19 protein-coding genes are annotated in these 18,864 nt (G+C 61.8%); 4 read left to right on the top strand and 15 right to left on the bottom strand.

Annotated elements, in window-relative coordinates:
- Nucleotides 1-4: 4 nt before the first annotated feature.
- From ureG to KBX13_RS08535, 7 genes are all read right to left on the bottom strand, one after another.
- Nucleotides 5-625: an urease accessory protein UreG gene (ureG, locus tag KBX13_RS08565; RefSeq protein ID WP_070362890.1), complete on the bottom strand. Its 621-nt coding sequence runs from the start codon at nt 623-625 to the stop codon at nt 5-7.
- 22 nt (nt 626-647) lie between these two features.
- Complete coding sequence (locus KBX13_RS08560; RefSeq protein WP_256000972.1) at nt 648-1,364, bottom strand: urease accessory protein UreF; 717 nt, start codon at nt 1,362-1,364, stop codon at nt 648-650.
- On the bottom strand, nt 1,345-1,818 hold the full coding sequence (locus tag KBX13_RS08555) for an urease accessory protein UreE (RefSeq protein WP_070362892.1): 474 nt from the start codon (nt 1,816-1,818) through the stop codon (nt 1,345-1,347). Before KBX13_RS08555 ends, KBX13_RS08560 begins: the two co-directional genes overlap by 20 nt.
- A gap of 99 nt (nt 1,819-1,917) precedes the next feature.
- On the bottom strand, nt 1,918-3,630 hold the full coding sequence (gene ureC, locus KBX13_RS08550; RefSeq protein WP_256000973.1) for an urease subunit alpha: 1,713 nt from the start codon (nt 3,628-3,630) through the stop codon (nt 1,918-1,920).
- Between the two features lie 33 nt (nt 3,631-3,663).
- Nucleotides 3,664-3,972 (bottom strand): urease subunit beta, encoded by a 309-nt coding sequence (locus KBX13_RS08545; RefSeq protein ID WP_252931478.1) that lies wholly within the window; start codon nt 3,970-3,972, stop codon nt 3,664-3,666.
- A 13-nt stretch (nt 3,973-3,985) separates the two neighbouring features.
- A complete protein-coding gene (locus KBX13_RS08540) occupies nt 3,986-4,288 on the bottom strand; it encodes an urease subunit gamma (RefSeq protein ID WP_070362895.1) in 303 nt (100 codons plus the stop codon).
- Nucleotides 4,289-4,421: 133 nt separating this feature from the next.
- Nucleotides 4,422-5,597 (bottom strand): DMT family transporter, encoded by a 1,176-nt coding sequence (locus KBX13_RS08535; protein ID WP_070477000.1) that lies wholly within the window; start codon nt 5,595-5,597, stop codon nt 4,422-4,424.
- Between the two features lie 442 nt (nt 5,598-6,039).
- On the opposite strand from KBX13_RS08535, the gene KBX13_RS08530 reads away from it, so the two are divergent.
- Entirely contained in the window at nt 6,040-6,969 is a 930-nt protein-coding gene (locus KBX13_RS08530; RefSeq protein ID WP_256021714.1) for a cation diffusion facilitator family transporter, read from the top strand.
- On the opposite strand, the gene KBX13_RS08525 is transcribed toward KBX13_RS08530, so the two are convergent.
- A complete protein-coding gene (locus tag KBX13_RS08525; RefSeq protein ID WP_256006274.1) occupies nt 6,966-7,331 on the bottom strand; it encodes a hypothetical protein in 366 nt (121 codons plus the stop codon). The genes KBX13_RS08530 and KBX13_RS08525 overlap by 4 nt on opposite strands.
- A gap of 54 nt (nt 7,332-7,385) precedes the next feature.
- Between KBX13_RS08525 and KBX13_RS08520 the strand changes: the two genes are divergently transcribed.
- The 3 genes from KBX13_RS08520 to KBX13_RS08510 are packed head-to-tail and all read left to right on the top strand — an operon-like array spanning nt 7,386 to nt 11,202.
- A complete protein-coding gene (locus KBX13_RS08520; RefSeq protein WP_256008552.1) occupies nt 7,386-8,837 on the top strand; it encodes a DASS family sodium-coupled anion symporter in 1,452 nt (483 codons plus the stop codon).
- Nucleotides 8,838-10,748: a sensor histidine kinase gene (locus tag KBX13_RS08515; protein WP_256021713.1), complete on the top strand. Its 1,911-nt coding sequence runs from the start codon at nt 8,838-8,840 to the stop codon at nt 10,746-10,748.
- The gene (locus KBX13_RS08510; RefSeq protein ID WP_070362900.1) at nt 10,723-11,202 is read left to right on the top strand and encodes a response regulator; all 480 of its coding nucleotides are present in this window, start codon (nt 10,723-10,725) and stop codon (nt 11,200-11,202) included. The genes KBX13_RS08515 and KBX13_RS08510 overlap by 26 nt, the downstream gene beginning before the upstream one ends.
- 5 nt (nt 11,203-11,207) lie before the next feature.
- On the opposite strand, the gene KBX13_RS08505 is transcribed toward KBX13_RS08510, so the two are convergent.
- The 7 genes from KBX13_RS08505 to argC all read right to left on the bottom strand — a co-directional run bounded on the left by KBX13_RS08505 (nt 11,208) and on the right by argC (nt 18,723).
- Nucleotides 11,208-11,990, bottom strand: a complete 783-nt coding sequence (locus KBX13_RS08505) for an ABC transporter ATP-binding protein (RefSeq protein WP_256021711.1) — start codon at nt 11,988-11,990, stop codon at nt 11,208-11,210.
- 4 nt (nt 11,991-11,994) lie between these two features.
- Complete coding sequence (locus KBX13_RS08500; RefSeq protein ID WP_256021710.1) at nt 11,995-12,996, bottom strand: iron ABC transporter permease; 1,002 nt, start codon at nt 12,994-12,996, stop codon at nt 11,995-11,997.
- Nucleotides 12,989-14,164, bottom strand: coding sequence for an ABC transporter substrate-binding protein (locus tag KBX13_RS08495; protein ID WP_070975977.1), 1,176 nt, complete (start codon nt 14,162-14,164; stop codon nt 12,989-12,991). Before KBX13_RS08495 ends, KBX13_RS08500 begins: the two co-directional genes overlap by 8 nt.
- 156 nt (nt 14,165-14,320) lie before the next feature.
- Nucleotides 14,321-15,505: an acetylornithine transaminase gene (locus tag KBX13_RS08490; protein ID WP_256021709.1), complete on the bottom strand. Its 1,185-nt coding sequence runs from the start codon at nt 15,503-15,505 to the stop codon at nt 14,321-14,323.
- Nucleotides 15,502-16,437, bottom strand: a complete 936-nt coding sequence (gene argB / locus KBX13_RS08485; protein WP_252931470.1) for an acetylglutamate kinase — start codon at nt 16,435-16,437, stop codon at nt 15,502-15,504. Before argB ends, KBX13_RS08490 begins: the two co-directional genes overlap by 4 nt.
- 9 nt (nt 16,438-16,446) lie before the next feature.
- The gene (argJ, locus tag KBX13_RS08480; RefSeq protein WP_256021708.1) at nt 16,447-17,607 is read right to left on the bottom strand and encodes a bifunctional glutamate N-acetyltransferase/amino-acid acetyltransferase ArgJ; all 1,161 of its coding nucleotides are present in this window, start codon (nt 17,605-17,607) and stop codon (nt 16,447-16,449) included.
- A gap of 60 nt (nt 17,608-17,667) precedes the next feature.
- On the bottom strand, nt 17,668-18,723 hold the full coding sequence (gene argC / locus KBX13_RS08475) for an N-acetyl-gamma-glutamyl-phosphate reductase (RefSeq protein WP_256021707.1): 1,056 nt from the start codon (nt 18,721-18,723) through the stop codon (nt 17,668-17,670).
- Nucleotides 18,724-18,864: the final 141 nt, after the last annotated feature.

The following is an 18,864-nucleotide window of genomic DNA, read 5'->3' as shown; positions in this document are numbered from 1 at the left end:
CAAGCTACGCCTTGGTGTCGAGATCTTGCATAAGCACATCTCGACGAATCCACTCGATGACCTGGTCAAGGCCCTCGTCGGTCTTGAGGTTGGTCAGCACGAACGGCTTGTCACCGCGGAACTTCTTCGAGTCGTCGGCCATGACCTGCAGGTCCGCGCCAACGTACGGAGCGAGGTCCGTCTTGTTAATCACGAACAGGTCGGACTTGATCATGCCCTGGCCTGCCTTGCGCGGAATCTTCTCGCCCTGCGCAACGTCGATGATGTAAATCGAGAAGTCAACGAGCTCCGGGGAGAACGTCGCGGACAGGTTGTCGCCGCCGGACTCCATGAACACCAGCTCCAGGTCCGGGTGGCGGTTCAGCAGCTCCTCGTAGGCGGCCTCGTTCATCGAGGTGTCTTCGCGGATAGCGGTGTGCGGGCAGCCACCGGTCTCAACACCAATGATGCGGTCCTCTGGTAGCACGCCGTCGCGAGCCAGGATGCGGGCATCCTCGGTGGTGTAAATGTCGTTGGTAATCGCGGCCATGGAGATCTCTCCCTCCAGGGCGCGCGTAATACGCTCAATGAGCTGCGTCTTGCCGGAGCCGACAGGGCCACCGACGCCAATCTTGATTACTGACATACTTCTATCTTCCTTCCAAGTTTTAAGACATAAACATTCGCGAGTGCAGGAACTCGTGTTCCATCTGCGCAATTTCCATATCCGGCGCCGCCACACCCAAGTCGTGGATCGTGTGGTCCATGGTCACCGCGGCGTAGCGCGACACCCAGTCATACACGCCAACCAGCAGACGCTGGCCCGCGTCCTGGCCGAGCGGGATCGCGCGGATCGCGTTCTGCACCATCGAAGTCGCAAGCTGCATGAGGTACGCCTCAACAGCGGTGTACTCCTCCACGCCAGCCGCGCCGAGCACCAGCCCAAACGCAATGCCTGGGTTGCCCTTGTACTCACGGGCCGCAAGCCCGCGGTCGTACTCGGTGACGAGCGCATCGTTGGCGTCGACAATCTTGGCAACCTTCGACATGCGCCGACCCATCGACTGCATCGCGGCGCGCAGCTCCTTCGGCGTCTGCGTCGCATGCACCAGAGCATCGAGCTCAGCGAGCTTTTCGACGCGCTCCGCCTCCGACAAGCCGGACTGCTGCAGCTCGATGGCGAACCTGGCCGCCAGGGCGTCATTAAACGTGGCCTGGTACAGGTAGCCGCGCAGCCACGTCGCGAACGTGTCGGCGTCGCGGATGACGTCACGCTGCAGGTACGTTTCCATGCCCGCGGAGTGCGCGAAGCCACCAGTCGGCAGGGCGGAGTCGGTGAGGTGCCAGACGACGAGCTGGCTGCGATTAGTGGGTGTGCTCTGCATGACGGAACGCCTTTGGCATCACGTATTCACCACGGTGGTAGGACACACCGGTGTGCTGGATATGGTGCTCGACGGTGTGGTCGTACCGCACAACCATAACGTCCTTGTCGAATGCATTCTCGCCTGCGGCGAAGAACTGTGCCTGGAGGTGGCGGTTACCGAGCGCGTGCGCAACCTCGAGCGCCTCGCGGATCGTTGCAGGTTCGATCACCAGGACATCGGAAGCCGCGATTTTCGCGACGATCAGCTTGTCCCCCTCGCGGGCAAGAATGTCACCGTCGACGAACTCGCGGAAGTCGTTGTCGAGACGGATGCCGAGCTCGGTGCCTTGCTCGGTGGTCAGGCGCTGAATGCGCTTGACGCGGGATTCGTTGTCGAACACGACGTAGTCGCAGTTCGACGCATCAATACCCTCGGTTGTATTCACGTTGCCGAGAATCTCAGTAACGATCATGTTGCGATAAGTACCTTTCAATAGTTTTTGTCGCAGAAAGAGAAAAAGCGAGCGTAGGCAGCGTCTGCTGCCCCCGCTCGCTTCTGCTACACGTCCACCTTAGAACAGGAAGTAGCGCTGTGCCATAGCCAGTTCTTCAGCTGGCTCGGAGTGGATTTCCTCACCGTTGACGGTCAGCACGTAGGTCTCCGGATCGACCTTGATGTCAGGCGTCTCGGAGTTGTACTTCATGTCTGCCTTGGAGAGGTTGCGGATGCCCTTCGCCTCAACAAACCTGCGGTTCGTGTTCAGCTGATCCGGCACGCCGGCCTCGAATGCGGCCGTCGGCAGGAAGGTGACGCTGGTGCGACGAACTGCATCGCCGTATGCCGCGTAGGAGTAACGCATCGTACGTGGCTGTGGCGTCGGAATGGATGCGTTGGAGTCACCCATCTCTGCGCGTGCAACGTAGCCGGACTTGAGCACGAGCAGCGGCTTGACGCCGAAGTGTGCCGGCTCCCAGACCACCAGGTCAGCAAGCTTGCCCTCTTCAACGGAACCGACTGCGTGCGCGATACCGTGAGCGATCGCTGGGTTGATGGTGTACTTGGACACGTAACGCTTGATGCGCTCGTTGTCGTTGCCCTCGGAGTCACCCTCGAGCGGACCACGCTGCTGCTTCATACGGTCAGCGACCTGCCAGGTGCGCAGCACGACCTCGCCGACGCGGCCCATTGCCTGGGAGTCGGAGGAGGTGATGGAGAGGATGCCCATGTCGTGCAGGACGTCCTCCGCCGCGATGGTCTCCTTGCGGATACGGGAGTCTGCGAATGCCACGTCCTCCGGAAGGTCCGGGTTCAGGTGGTGGCAGACCATGATCATGTCAAGGTGCTCTTCCAGCGTGTTGTGGGTGTACGGCAGCGTCGGGTTGGTCGACGCTGGCAGCACGTTGGAGTGGCCAGCCAGCTCAATGATGTCCGGCGCGTGACCGCCGCCAGCACCCTCGGTGTGGAAGGTGTGGATGACGCGGCCGTCGATTGCCTTGATGGTGTTGTCCACGAAGCCACCCTCGTTGAGGGTGTCGGTGTGGATCGCGATCTGGACGTCCATCTCGTCCGCGACCTTAAGCGCGTTGTCGATGGTGTTCGCGGTCGCGCCCCAGTCCTCGTGAATCTTCAGGCCGATAGCGCCGGCCTTGATCTGCTCACGCAGCGGGTTGAGCGCGGACGCGTGGCCCTTGCCCAGGAATCCAACGTTGACCGGGAAGTCAACCGAAGCCTCGATCATGTGCTTGATGTTGGTCGCACCAGCGGAGACGGTGGTTGCGTTGGTGGAATCAACCGGGCCGACGCCGCCACCGATGAGCGTGGTGGTGCCGTTGTCCAGCGCAGCCAGGACCTGGTCTGGGGAAATGAAGTGAATGTGGGTATCCACTGCACCAGCGGTGACGATCTTGCCCTCGCCACCGATGACCTCGGTTGCGACGCCGACAACGATGTCGATGCCGTCCTGGATATCTGGGTTACCTGCACGGCCGATCTTGAGGATCTTGCCGTCCTTGATGCCGATGTCAGCAACGTAGATACCGGTGTAGTCGATAATGATCGGGCCGGTAATAACGAGGTCCGGAATCAGTTCTTCACCGGTAACACGGGAGTTCTGACCCATGCCGTCACGGATAACCTTGCCGCCACCGAAGTTGACTTCTTCGCCTGGCTTCAGCAGGTTCTTCTCGACGCGTGCGATCAGCGAGGTGTCCGCGAGGCGGACGCCGTCACCAGTGTGTGGGCCGTAAAGCTCGGCGTACTGACGCCTATCCATCTCAAATGCCATTTTGTTCCCTTCCTTAAAGGTTTCGTAATCCGTTTACTTGACTGGGCCGTTGACCTTGCCGTTGAAGCCGTGAACTTCGCGCTTGCCGCCGAAGTCGATCAGCTCAACGGTGCGGGAATCGCCTGGCTCGAGACGGGCTGCGGTGCCCGACGGGATGTCGAGGCGCTTGCCCATCGCAGCTTCACGGTCGAACTCGAGGGCGCTGTTTGCCTCTGCGAAGTGGAAGTGGGAACCGACCTGGATCGGGCGGTCGCCGGTGTTCTTCACCTCAAGCGTGATTGGCTCGCTGCCTTCGTTCAGGATGACCTTGCCTTCAGTGATGAAGTACTCGCCTGGAATCATGGATAGTCTCCTTTTATCGGATTGGGTTGTGGACAGTGACAAGCTTGGTGCCGTCAGGGAAGGTTGCCTCAACCTGAACGTCAGAGATCATCTCTGGAACGCCTTCCATGACATCGTCACGGGTAAGCACCTGGATGCCCTCGGACATCAGCTGCGCTACCGTCTTGCCATCGCGGGCGCCTTCCATGAGGTAATCCGTGATGAGGGCTACCGACTCTGGGTAGTTCAGCTTCACGCCGCGTTCCTTGCGGCGACGTGCCACATCAGCAGCAACCACGATGAGCAGCTTTTCCTGTTCGCGTTGGGTCAGCTTCATTTCTTCTCCTTGCTCGTTGACGATTGATATTCGATTATTTGCCGACGCCCCGTCTGTGCCTTCTGGAACAGACGGGGTTCAGTTTTCACTCATTGTGTGAAATTTTTTCGGTTCGCCCCGAACCTACTCCGAATTAGTGGTGATGGTGATGCTTCTTCGGGTTATCCGAGGCTTCTTCCGGTGAGTGTCCGGGCGCTAATCCCTCTCTGATGAGTTGTTCATCGAGTGAGTGGTCCGGATTCTCATGGTCGGTTTTCATCTTCGATTTTGTAAACATTGAGAACAGTCCGTTCTGGTATGCCACTGTACCCAGAATCAGGAAGATACCGATGATCTGGAGTACCGATGGGATCTCGCCGAACAGCGGAGCCGCAATGATGACGGAGGTCACCGGCGAGAGCAGCAGGATACCTGCGGACAGGGTCGGGTCGAGCCAAACCGTGCCGTACTGGACGAAGGTCCATGCCAGCGCCTGGCCGAGGATAGCCAAGCAGATCAGGTTGAACCAGTTCCAAGTGGTCAGCGCGTCACCGACGGTGTGCTCAGGATCAACCAGCGGGAGCTGGCCGTCGATCAGAACACCGTTCACGAAGTCGAATCCCTTACGCGGGGAGATGAAGAATGCCACGATTGTTGGCGGGACTGCCTGCGCCATCATCGTGTACATCATCGGTTGGACGTACAGGTCCTTACGTGCGGAGGTACCAGCCTTACGGGAGAGGTACAGGTAGAACGAGTAGCACACGCCCGAGGTCAGGCCGAAGATGGTACCCAGGGTTGCAGTCTTAATGCCGTAGATGGACTCCGGTCCACCAGATGCCTCAGAGGCCTCGAAGACGCCACCGGTCAGCATCACACCGACGGCCATGATCGGGACAAGGATCAGGAAGACCGGCGGAATCTTGTACTTATCAAAGACTGCCGTAAGCATCGGCACGATGATGACCTGCAGGTTCAGCAGAATTGCGGCAATGCCGGCGCCTACGTAGAAAATGGAGTAGTTCCAGCAGGTAAAGTCCACGCCCAGGAAGAGGCCGGAGGCAATGGAGAGCATGATGCCCTTCTTGCTCAGCGACGCCTTCTTGCGGATTTCCATAACACCGAACGGGATCAACACGAGGCAACCGATCACGACGCGCAGGAAGGCCTGCGTCGCTGGATCCATGTTTGTCGCCTTTACCCACAGCGGGGTGCCGGCAAGGAATGCTGTACCAAGCGCAAGGAACAAAACCGCCTTGCCGTGGCTCACTGGTTTGATTGGCGGACCCTTGATGTCCGCTGCCGTAGTGGCGCTAGAAGTATTTGACATGCCAAACACAATACATTCCGAAACACATTTCAGAATTCCCCAAGGCACTATTTGCATAACTTTCAAACTATTGCATATATAATCCCCCTCCGAGCGACTTCATAAAAGCCCATTCATATTTTTATACATTTCGACTACCCCCGTATTGGGGTGTGTTTAAACAGTACAAATGTACTGTCAGCTGCAGATTTCCCAAAAATGTCCCGAAAATTGGGCCAAAAATAGAAACCCTCTACCCCTTTATTGAATATCCGAGATTCGATGGTTCGATTGAATTACATACTGTTGTTTTTTCATTATTTTATAAATCAACATTCAAAAGTTTCCTGGGAGCTTTTTAAGGTCCAACTTTCAACCTTTCCCGGTTCGCCTGGTCCCATACCCCTCCCCGACCGCACTGTTAACATATTGCAGGTCAGATATAGGGAGGCGGAAAGCAGACATGCCTTTGTCCGAAATCAATGCTGAACGTAAACGAGAGCAGCGGCTCCTCGAACGGTTTATGTGGCTCTCCATCACAGCGTCCGTCATCACCATTGCTTTGAAGATGGCAGCGGCCGGCATTACGGGATCAGTCGGTTTCCTCTCAGACGCCATCGAGTCCGTGATCAATCTGGTTGCTGCCCTCGTCGGCCTGTGGGCACTGAAGCTTTCCGCTAAGCCCGCAGACGAAAACCACAACTTTGGCCACGCGAAGGCCGAGTACTTCTCCGCGCAGGTGGAGGGTTCGCTGATTCTGGTGGCGTCCGTGGCCATTATCTATACGTCCGTGCAGCGCATTATTCACCCGCAGCCCGTTGAGCAGATCGGTATCGGCCTGGCGTTTTCTGTTGCCGCCACGGTACTAAACCTCGCGGTGGGCGTCGCGCTGGTGAAAGCTGGGAAGAAGTACCGCTCCTCAACACTGGACGCCGACGGCCACCACCTCCTCACTGACGTGTGGACCACGGTCGGAGTGATCGTCGGCATCGCGGCGGTCTGGATTACGGACTGGCAGCTGCTCGACCCGATCATCGCGCTGTGCGTCGGCTTCAACGTCCTGTTCACCGGCTACCGCCTGCTCAAAGGCGCCATTCTTGGGCTGCTCTCGGAAGCGCTGCCGCAAGATGAGCTGGAGAAGCTGCACGGCTTCCTTAATAGCTACGCCGCCGAGCACGGCGTCGAGTTCACGTCGGTGCGCACGGCTGCGTTTGGCCGCGATCGACTCATCAGCCTCGTGGTGCAGGTGCCCGGCGGCTGGACAGTGGCGTACTCCCACGAACACGCCGACGCCATCGAGGACGGCATCACCGAAGCTATCGGCGAGTCGGAAACCATCGTGCACGTGGAGCCCGCGGGGTACCACACGCGCACCGGCCCATTCTGGGCTTAAGACCCGTCTTCGGTTACGGACGCGTACTGCTCGCTGAGCTTGTCCGCCTCGGTGACGTAAAACATTGCGCGCTTCCCCATCGACTCGTCGCGCTTGTCGGTGCGGGCCTGTAAATCTTCGATCTCGGACTCGGGCACGCCGATGCCCCGCATCTCGTCTGTCTTTGACCAGATGGCAATGATGGCGTCTTCGAAGGCGGGCTCGTCCATCACGCCTGGATCGGCATCGGGCGCGGTCTCTGCTTCCTGCGAAGCCGGTGCGGCGGGTGTTTGCTCGAATGGGAGGGGCTGGGTGGTGCACGAAGTGGCCGTCGATACGCAGGCGGCGGCGAGTGCTGCGACGAAAAGCTTTGAGTGTTTCATTCTGCTTATTCTAACCACCGAAATTCGCTGGTCATACGATTAAGATACAGAGGTATGGCTGTACAGCATGGAACGATTCCACCACCGGCGCTCCAGCAGCGCGCCCCCTCCCTTTCGAAAAAGCAGTGGGCGGGCCTCATTCTTGGCGCCGTGCTCTTCGCGCTCCCCTTCTTTTTCAACATCCCTGGCCTCGAGGCTCCCGGCCAGCGGATGCTTTCTATTTTCCTGTTAGCGATTGTCTTCTGGATCCTCGAGCCGATCCCGCTGACCGCGACCGCGGTGCTGGTGATCTTCCTCGAGGTCATCCTGCTTTCGAAGGGCGCCATCGTTGACCCGACGGGCGGCGTCGAGGCGCTGAAGGAGACGGTGCTGCCGGCGTCCGACTACTTTGCGGCGCTGGCGAACCCGGTGATCATCCTTTTCTTAGGCGGGTTCATGATTGCGCATGGCGCGGAGAAGTTCGGGCTGGACAAGAACCTGGCGGCGATTATGCTGCGGCCCTTCCCGGATAAGGCGCGGCTGACGGTGCTGGGGCTCATGCTGATTACTGCACTGCTGAGCATGTTTATGTCGAATACGGCGACGACGGCCACGATGTTCGCGGTGGTCATCCCGATTCTGCGCACGCTGCCGCCGGGTAAGGTGCGCGCGGGTGTGGCGCTGTCGATTCCGCTGGCGGCGAATGTGGGCGGCATCGGTACGCCGGTGGGCACGCCGCCGAACGCGATCGCGATTGGTGCGCTGGCGGAGTACGGCATCAAGGTGTCCTTCGCGCAGTGGATGCTGCTTGCCGTCCCGTTCATGCTGGTTGTGCTGGTGTTTGCGTGGCTGTTCCTGTGCATTGCGTTCATCCCCTCGGAGACGCGGATCTCGATTGCAATGGATGCGTCCTGGGATACGTCGTCGAACGCGAAGCTGTTTTACGCGGTGGCGGGGCTGACGATTGCGCTGTGGATGAGCGAGCCACTTCACGGGATCTCCTCGAATATTGTCGGTTTCTTCCCCGTCGTCGCGCTGCTGAGCCTGAAAGTGATGAAGGGCAAGGACGTCCAGGCGTTGGACTGGCCTGTGTTGTGGCTGGTCTCCGGCGGTATTGCGCTGGGCACGGGCGTGGGTGCGACGGGGCTCGATGACTGGTTGGTCGGCTCCGTGAACTGGAAGGTGCTCGGCCCGATGATGATCCTGGCGCTACTGGGCCTGATCGGGTTTGCCATGGCGAACGTCATTTCCCACTCGGCGGCGGCGAACCTGCTGGTGCCACTGGCGGTCTCGCTGGCGATCACGCTGTCCGAGCCGAGCCCGATGCTCATCGCGGTGATTGTGGCGATCGCCTGCTCGCTGGGTATGGCGCTGCCGATCTCCACCCCGCCGAACGCGATTGCGTACGCCACGAAGGAGATCACCATCCCGCAGATGGCGCAGGTCGGCCTGGTGGTGGGCACGATGGCAACGCTGCTGCTGATCTTCGTGATGCCGTCAGTATGGACGCTGTTGGGGTTGCTGTAGATGATTCCCCACTCAACAATCGCAGTCATCGGTGCGTCGGAGGCGTCGCGCACCGTCCAGAGCATCGTGCGCGACGCGTTCGGCGGCACGCATACGGTGCTCACCTACCCGTCGCTGACGGACTTGCCTCGCACGGACGACCTCGCGCTCGTCACCGTCACGGTGCACGAGCACGGGCTCACCGCCGATCACCCGCTGGTCAAATTTCTTGACGACGCCCACTACGAACACACCCGCATCATCGTCCTGACCACGGCACCGACGGTGTCGGGCCTGGACCGGCTCAGCGAGCTGGGCAGGCTGGACATGCTGGTGTACACGCCGGAGATCCACGACGAGGCCCTGGCACGGAACCTGCAGCAGCAGCTCACCCGCTATTGGGCGTCGCGCTACCACGACAACCCCGAGCTGGCGTCGAAGTACGACCAGCCGGCCGCGCCGGCCCTGGATGTGGAACTGACAAACGAGGAGATTGTCGGGCGCATTATTGATGCAGCCGACCGCCACCTTGGGCGCCAGCCACGCCTGGTGTTTCCTCCCGGGGTGAACCTGACCACGGAGGGCAAGGAGGTCGAGGAGGTCATCTTGACTATCTCGGGCGAGGTGGTGCTGCAGCGCAACACGGACGCAGGCGACATCACGATGCACCGCGGCTCGACGGGCCTGGTCATCGGCCTGTTGGCGCTGGCGGGCACGCGCATCGGGTTCTTTACCGCCCGCACCACGACGGAGGTCACCGCGGTGCAGCTGCCGATGGACCAGCTCAACTACCTGCTCGACATCGCCCCCGGCCTGGACCGTATGCTCGCCGTGTTGCTGGTGCGTTCCTACGACCGGCGCCTGCGCCGCTCTGAGAACAGCCAGGTGCACCAGCACGAGATGACCGTGGAGCTCGAGCAGGAGCGGGCGCGGCTGAGCACCGCCCTGCACAACCTGGAGGAGGCCCGCCGCGAGCTGATGAGCCAGGCCCGGTTCGCCTCGCTCGGCGAGCTGGCGGCGGGAGTTGCCCATGAGCTGAACAACCCGATGGCCGCGATTGAGCGCACGGCGGCGCATCTCGGAGAGGACGTCGATACGCTACTGGCTTCAAGCCCGAACCGGAAGTGGCGCGAGGGCGTCCTGAAGGCGTTTGACCAGGCGAAACTAGCACCCTCGGTGAGTACGAAGGAGGCGCGCAGGTTGCGGCGTGAGCTCACGGAGGTCATCGGCGACCGCGCGCTCGCGCAGCGCTGGGCGCTCGCCGGGCTGCACGACGCCGCCTTTGCCAAGCAGGTGGCCCGCTCCCGCAGGCTCGACTTCGAGACCATCGAGCGCGCTGCGGCGATCGGCACTGGGGTGCGCAACCTCTCCACCGCGGCGAGCCGCATCACGGAACTCGTGGCCTCGCTGCGCTCGTACGCGCGCCCTGACGGCGACCCCGTCACCGATGTCAATGTCCACGAAGGTATCGACGACACGCTGCGCCTCATCTCGCACCGGCTCGACCACGTCGAGGTCATTCGCGATTACGCGGAGCTGCCCAACATCACGTGCATGCCGGGCCAGCTTGCGCAGGTGTGGACGAACCTGCTGACCAACGCCGCCGAGGCGATGCAGGACACGGGCGTTGGCAGCGCAGTCACGATCCGCACGAGCGCGCCTGAGCCGGGCTGGATCGAAGTCGACATTATTGATGACGGCCCCGGCATCCCCGGCGAGCGCCTCGAGCGACTCTTCGAACCGCGTTTCACCACGAAGAACGGCCAGGTGCGCTTCGGGATGGGCATCGGCCTGAGTGTGTGCCGAAGCATCATCAATAAGCACCACGGAACCATCACGCTGGAGTCCTCGCCACGAGGCACCCAAGCCAGCGTGCGCCTACGTATCAACGGACCAAGGAGACACCATGAACCTCACCATTCTGATTCTTGAAGATGAAGCCGAAGTGCGCGCCGCCCTTGAGCGCGACCTCCTCTCGTTCGCGGACACCGTCCGCCTGGAGGTTGCCTCCAGCGCCGACGAGGCATGGGAGGTTATCGACGAGCTCAGCGACGACGGCGACCTCCTCGCGCTCGCGCTGTGTGATCACCGCATGCCCGGGACCACCGGCGTGGAGTTCCTAGTACAGATGATGCAGGACCCACGCACCGCGGCGACCCGGAAGGTGCTGGTCACCGGGCAGGCGCAGCTCAAGGACACCGTGCACGCGGTGAACGAGGCGAACCTGGACTACTACATCGCCAAGCCGTGGGACGTCGAGGAGCTCCACCAGGTGGTGCGCAATATGCTCACGGACTACGTGGAGGCGCTCGACATAGACCCGCTGCCCTACTTCGATGTGCTTGACCAGCAGCGGGCGCTGACACTTACCCGCCACCGGGACTAGCGGGCCTAGTGGATCGAAGTCGGGGTGTGCTCAGGCGGAATCTTCGGGTGGTCGAGGAGGTCGAACCCGAACAGGATCCGGTCCTTGACCCCGGCCAGGATCGCTTCGACGGAGTAGACGTCGCGGAACGTCTGCTTCGTAAACACTTCGGCGGGTGAGCCTTCGGCGTAGATCTGGCCCTCGTGCAGCACGATGATGTGGTCGGCGAAGCGCTCAATCAGGTCGATCTGGTGCAGGGTCACCACCGTCGTGATGTTGCGCTGGACGGTGAGGTCCTTGATCTGGTGCAGGATGCGGTACTGGTTTTCGATGTCGAGGGCGGAGGTGGGCTCGTCGAAAAGGAGAATCTCGGGGCGCTTCACCATCGCCTGCCCGATGAACACTTTCTGGCGCTGCCCGCCGGAGAGGTTGCGGATCGCGACGTCGCGGAGAGGCTGCAGCTCCAGCATGTCCAGCACTTCGTTGACGTCGTCGATGTCTTCCTGCGTGGTGCGGATGCCCAGCTTGGATACTTTGCCGATCATCACCGTTTCGAAGACCGTGAACGGCAGGTCACCCTCCGTGTGCTGGTTCAGGTAGGAAATGGTGCCAGTGGTTTCGATGTCGCCGGAGATCTTCTTGCCGCGCCCCTGGTTGTGTGAGCGGACAATCGACGTCATCAGCGTGGTCTTGCCCGCGCCGTTGCGTCCCATCAACACGGTGACCTCGCCGGGCTTGGCTTGGAAGCTGATGTCCTTGATGATCTGGCGCTCGCCGTAGTCGAACGAGAAGTTCTTGACGCGAATCATGCCGCTACACCGCCCTTTGACGGCGCTGGCTTGTCAGCGCATAGACCAAGAACGGGATACCGATAATCGAGCTGATGATGCCGATTGGGACCACAACGCCCGGGACGATCAGCTTCGAGAGGATCGAGGACACCAGCAGGATCATCGCACCAAGAATGGCGGAGCTGGTCAGGTAGAACCGTTGGTCCTCGGAGACCAGTCGGCGCGCCAGGTGCGGCGCGGCCAGGCCGATGAAGCCGATCTTGCCGCAGAAACTCACCGCCAGCGCAGTCAGGATCGAGGCCAAGACGAGGGAGAGGATCTTCACACGCCCGACTTTGACGCCGAGCGCTTCGGCTCGGGCTTCGCCGAACTTCAGCGCGGTCAGGTTCCACGCGTTGCGCAGCAGCACCGCGAAGACTACGACGAACGTGGAGAGCAGAATCCACGCTTGCGGGTAGGAGGCGCGGGTCAGCCCGCCCATCGTCCAGAAGACGATGTACGACAGGCTCTCCTCGGATGCGCGGTACTGGATCAGAGACAGGAAGGCATCGAAAAGAAAATTCAGCGCGATACCCGCGAGCACCAGTGAGGAGTTACTCATCTCGATATATTTGCCCACCGCGAAGATCACCAGCACAGAGAGCAGTGCGAGCACCAGCGCACCGCCGGTAACGAAGACCATCGGCAGCGCCATCACGAACACGATGGCAGCACCAAGGCTTGCCGCCGAGGACACGCCAAGCGTGAACGGGCTGGCAAGCGGGTTATTCAGGATCGTCTGCATCACGGCACCCGCCAACCCCAGACTCATCCCCACCCCAACTGCCATGAGGGCAGCCGGCATGCGCATGCGGAAAAACGCAATGTGCTCAACCGAATCAGGATCTAGCACGGCGGAGAAGTTCGAGAGCTTGATGTTGGCGGGGCCGACGCAAAGATCCACCACGAAAAGGACTACGACCGCCAAAATGGCAAATGCGACCAGTAGTCCTTTCGGGAGGCTTTTTGTTGGTGCCTTACTCATACTTGATGAACCAGGTTCCCTCGTATGGGATCGGCATGTACTTATCGAAGTACTCCTTGATCAGCGCTTCCGGATCCAGGTCCGCGAACTCCTCCGGGTGGAAGAGCTTGGCAAGCTGCGCGTAGGAGTAGAAGTCCAGCATTTCGCGGGTCATAGGGTGACCAATCGCGTACAGCTCGTTGTTCTGGATTGCCTTGAGCTTGTCCCAGCCCTCGCGCTGGCGGAACGGCTCCATCGAGGCCAGCGCCTCCTCATTGGAGACGGAGAAGCCCATCTTGACCGAGTCCGGCTGGTTCGCCCACAGGGATCCTGAGAGCACGATTTTGTCCGGGTTGCTGACCAAGACCTGTTCGGCGGAGAGCGCCTCGGCGTCGTCCGCAGCCATAAAGTGCGTCGCGATGTTGTCCGCGCCAACGGCGTCCAGGATGGCGCCCCACATGATGCCGGCGCCGTAGGTGTTGCCGAATTCGGTTGGGCCGTTCGAGGTCGTCTCAAAGTAGACGGACGTGGTGCGGTCCAGCTTCGAAGCGCGCTCCTCAATGTCGCCGACGACGTCTTCGTAGAACTTCGTGATCTCGTCGACGTTCTTCGTCAGCCCGGTGGCTTCAGCGATGATCTTGGTGGACTGAATATGGTTTTCCAGCTTTTGGCTGTGGTAATCGATGTAGATTACCGGGATGCCAGTCTGTTCAGCGATGACATCCATCTTTGCTTTTTGGCGAACCGGAGCAATGACTCCGTCGACACCCATCGTCAAAAGTTGTTCGGCGGAGATCTGATCCTTCGTCGCATCACCAATCTTCGGGATATCAGCAAGCTCCGGGTTCGCCTTAAGCAAAAGGTCCCACAGGTCCTGTCGGTTGGACTCAAGGCCCTTGTCCATCGCAGCGATCTTGGACGTGTAGTTGTCCCGGTCGAGGGCCGCCATCGTCAAAAGCGGCCCGCCTGAACCAGAAAGCTGGATGGCTGCGTGCTCGAGTGGCTTCTCCAGTTGAATCGTGTTCCCGGTGATGTCCGTGATGGTCACTGCATGCGAGGCATCTGCAACGGTCTGGCTCGCTTCCGGAGTGGACTCGTTGTTCGTAGAGGTGCTGCATCCAGTGACTGTCCACATCATCGCGGCGCAGAGCACTACAGCTGGGAGAGATTTCTTGGCGGAGAAGGCCATGTCATCGACTTTCACTTTGGGGTGGTTGCACCGATTCCGAGCAAGGAATATGAAGGCGCAAGGGCGGGTAGCTCCGCCCAACTAACAATTGTTCAATTAATGAATTGAACAATAAAATTATAGCACATGTGAAAGCGATACGTCAAGCCTGTCAATTTATTGTGAGACCTCTTCTGAAGCCTCCGCAATCGCGGCCGCGAGACGCTCAACCGCCTGTGCGATCTCGTCGTCGCTGATCACCAGTGGCGGCGTCAGGCGGATCACGTTATCCGCCGGCGCGTTAAGGATCACCCCGTGCTCAAGGCCGAGCGCGACGACGCGCTTCGCCACCGGCTGCTCCAGCACCAGGCCAAGCATGAGCCCACGCCCGCGGACCTCTTTGACGCCTGGGATGGCCGAGGTGGCGTCGTAAAGCACCTGGCCTTTGCGGCGCACCTCCGCGAGGAAGGCGTCGTCGATGGTGGCCAGTACTGCTGTGGCCGCCGCGCAGGAGACGGGGTTGCCGCCGAACGTGGTGCCGTGGCTGCCCGGGGTGAACAGCTTCGCGGCCTCGCCGCGCGCGATCGTGGCGCCGATGGGCAGGCCGCCGCCAAGCCCCTTGGCCATCGTGATCACGTCCGGGAGCACGCCCTCGTGTTGGAAGGCGAAGAAGTCGCCGGTGCGGCCGACGCCAGTCTGCACCTCGTCGGCGATGAAGAGGATGCCGTACTTGTTGCACAGCTCGCGCACTTGGGTGAGGAAGCCTTCCGGAGCGGGGATGACGCCGGTCTCGCCCTGGATGGGCTCCAGGATGATGGCCGCGGTATCCGAAGGGTTCTGTTCCACGAGTGCGGTGAGCGCGTCGATGTCGCCGTAGGGGTAGAACTCCACGCCGGCGGGCAGGGGCTCGAACGGCTTTTGCTTGTCGGGCTGGCCGGTCATGGCGAGCGCACCCATGGTGCGGCCGTGGAACCCGTGCTGCGCTGCAAGAATACGGCGGCGTCCAGTGAGCCGCGCGAGCTTGAACGCGGCCTCGTTGGCCTCGGCGCCGGAGTTGCCGAAGTAGACGCGGGCGGTGTCATCACCGACGTGCTCGCGGAGTGCCTCGGCGACCTTGACCACGGGTGCGGAGCCGAACATGTTCGAAACGTGGCCGAGCGTCGATAGCTGGTTGGTGACCGCCTCGACCACTGCCGGATGCGCATGGCCGAGCGCGTTGACCGCGATGCCGGCCAGCATGTCGATGTACTGCTTGCCATCCGCGTCGGTCACGGTGGAGCCGGAACCTTCGACGAGCTCGATTGGCGGAACCGGGTAGTTATCTAAAAGCGCGCCCGCCCAACGCTGCGTGAAGTCCTTCATGCGTCATCCTTTCTAAAAATGGTGCCGTCCGGGTACTGGGAACGGTCGTAATCATCTGGCAGAACCATGGTGCCCACACCGCCCATCGTGAGCAGCTCAAGCAGGACGGAGTGTGCGACGCGCCCGTCGATGACGTGGGCGGCTTTCACCCCACCCCGCACCGCGGTCAGGCACGCCTCCATCTTGGGGATCATGCCCGAGTCCAGCGCTGGCAGCATCTGCTCGAGGTCCCCGGCCTCGATCTTAGACAGCAGCGAGTCCCTATTCGGCCAGTCTGTATAGAGGCCCTCCACGTTGGTGAGCACCACGAGGCGCTCCGCGCCGATCGCCGCGGCAAGCGCCCCGGCGGCCTCGTCGGCGTTGATGTTGTACACCTCGCCGTTCTCGCCCGGCGCGATGCCGGAGACCACCGGGATGCGCCCGGCCTCGATGATGTCCATGACGGCGGCGGGGTTCACGTCGGTGATCGTGCCGACGAGCCCGATGTCGCGGGTTTCGCCGTCGACGTCGACGGTGCGGCGCTTCGCGGTGAACAGCCCGGCGTCCTCGCCGGAGGTGCCCACTGCGTACGGCCCGTGGGAGTTGATCTTGCCCAGCAGGTCACGCCCGACCTGGCCGAAGAGCACCATGCGCACCACGTCCAGGATCTCCGGGGTGGTGACGCGGAACCCGCCGACGAACTCGCCACCGTCGAGGCCGAGGCGGGAGAGCATCGCGCTGATCTGCGGGCCACCGCCGTGCACGACGACGGGCTTCGCGCCGACGGTGCGTAGGAAGACCATGTCGGCGGCGAACGCGGCCTTGAGGTCTTCATCGATCATGGCGTTGCCGCCGTACTTGACCACCACAATTTTGTCGCGGTAGTGCTGCAGCCATGGCAGTGCCTCTGCCAGGACGGTTGCCCGCTGCTCGCTGCTGAGATTCGGTAACACGGATGCCTCCTAGCTGCTGTATGCGGAGTTGATTTCGACGTAGGAGTGCGACAGGTCGGTGGTGCGCACGGTGGCACTGCCCTGCCCGCCGGTGCCGAGGTTGACGACGACCTCGATGTCCGCACCGCTCAAGTCCACGTCGCGCGCGCCCGGCGCGCCCGCCGACTGCTCGCATACGGTCTGCCCGTTGAAGGTGACGGAGATGTTCTCGGCGTCCATCTCGGCGTCTGCCATGCCGACGGCGGCGAGCACGCGGCCCCAGTTCGGGTCGGAGCCGAACATTGCGGTCTTGACCAGGTTGTCGCGCCCGATGGCCCGTGCTGCGTTGAGCGCCTGGGCGTCGTCGGCTGCGCCTTCGACGGTGATGGCCACGCGCTTGGTCACGCCTTCGGCGTCGGACTGCATCATGGCGGCGAGCTGCGAGCAGGCGTCCTGCATCGCGGCGTCGAGTTCCTCTTGCGTCGGGGTGACGCCGCTTGCGCCGCTGGCCATGGCGATGACGGTGTCGTTGGTGGAGGTGGAACCGTCGATATCCAGGGTGTTGAAGGTGGTGGCGACGGCGCGCTCGAGCGCGGTCTGCAGCGCTTGGCTCTCGACGTCTGCGTCCGTGGTGATGCACACGAGCATCGTGGCAAGCGACGGCGCCATCATGCCCGCACCCTTGCCCATCCCGCCGAGCGCCCAACCGTCACCCTTGACGACGACCTCTTTCGCCACAGTATCCGTGGTTTTGATGGCGACAGCGGCGTCCGCTCCATGGTCGCCGAGCTGTTTCACAACGACCCCGATGCCGTGCTCTATCTTGTCCATCGGCAGCAGGTCACCAATGATGCCGGTGGAGCACACCGCGATCTGCGAGGCGTCCACCCCGATACCCTCGGCGGTCAGCTGCTGCATCGCCTTGGCGTCCTCGACGCCCTGCGCGCCGGTGCAGGCGTTGGCGTTGCCGGAGTTAAACACGACGGCGGAAATAGCGCCGCCCCTGATTACTTCGCGGCTGACCTTGACCGGAGCCGCGAAGACCTTGTTGCGGGTAAACACGGCTGCAGCCGCGTTCTTTGGCCCTTCGTTGACCACGACGGCCATATCCGGCTTGCCGGATGCCTTGATGCCGGCCCAGGTTGCTGCGGCGCTGAATCCCTTGGGGGCGGTAACACCAGTAGTGCTCATGATGAAAATGTCCTTTACAGTCCGTTATGAGAAGAAGTAGAGATGGAGTGAGGCTGGCGGTTACGGGGCCACCCCGGCTCGCGAGAGCCCCGCGGTCTCTTCGAGCCCGAGCGCAAGGTTCATGCACTGCACGGCACCGCCGCCGGTGCCTTTGGTGAGGTTGTCGATGGCGCTGGTGACCACGAGCTTCTTGGCCGATTCGTCGACTTCTACCTGCACGTGGCACATGTTTGAGCCGACCACGTGCTGCGTCTGCGGCTGCTGCCCTGCCGGGAGCAGAGTGACGAAGGCTTCGCCCGCGTAGGCGGATTCGTAGGCCGCGCGGACAGCGGCAGCGTCCACGCCCTGGGCAAGGGGTGCGACCACGGTGGTGAGGATGCCGCGCGGCAGCGGCGCGAGCACCGGCGTGAAGCTGATACCGACCGGAGACTGCGCTACTTCCTGCAGGTTCTGCTGGATCTCCGGGGTGTGCCGGTGGGTGCCGCCAGCGCTGTAGGCCTTCAGCGAGCCCATCGTTTCCGCGCCCAACATGGCAACGCTCGCCTTCTTGCCTGCGCCGGAAACGCCGGTGACGGAGACGATGGTCAGGTCCGGCTCGACCAGGCCGGATGCCACCGCGGGCCACGCCGCGAGCGTAGCGCCCGTCGGGAAGCAGCCGGGCACCGCGATCCGCGTGGCTGCCGCGATCTGCTCGCGGTGGCCGGGCAGCTCCGGCAGGCCGTACGGCCAGGACCCGGCGTGCTCGGAACCGTAGTAGTGCTGCCAGGCATCGGCGCTGCGCAGCCGGAAGTCCGCGGCGCAGTCGATGACCGTGACCTCCGGTGGCAGCGCCGCGCCGATCTTCGCGGAGTGCCCGTGCGGCAAGCCGAGGAAGACGACATCGTGGCCAGCGAGTACCTCTACGGTGGTGGGTTCAATGATGCGGTCGGCGAGCTCGGGCAGGTGCGGCATGAGCTCCCCTACCGAGGCGCCCGCGTTGGATGCCCCGGTGAGCGCACCGATCTCGAGCTCGCCCGCGAGGTATGCCGGGTGGCCGAGCAGCAGGCGGAGGATCTCGCCGCCGGCGTACCCGGTAGCGCCCGCGACTGCTACTTTCAACACTTTTTGCTCTGACATACACGGGAGTCTAACAGCTATGCGGCCAGGTGTATGTTATTCAGGAAAATTTCTTTCTCCCCACCCCCAAAAACACGCCTGCCCACTACCGAAACGGAATCGGCAGTGGGCAGTGAACGCGTATTTTATGCCATTAGGGCA

It is taken from the genome of Corynebacterium sp. CCUG 51687 (assembly GCF_024453995.1).
GTDB lineage: Bacteria > Actinomycetota > Actinomycetes > Mycobacteriales > Mycobacteriaceae > Corynebacterium > Corynebacterium pseudogenitalium.
Note: the sequence above shows the minus strand (reverse complement) of the source record. Positions and strands in the feature narration are given on the sequence as shown.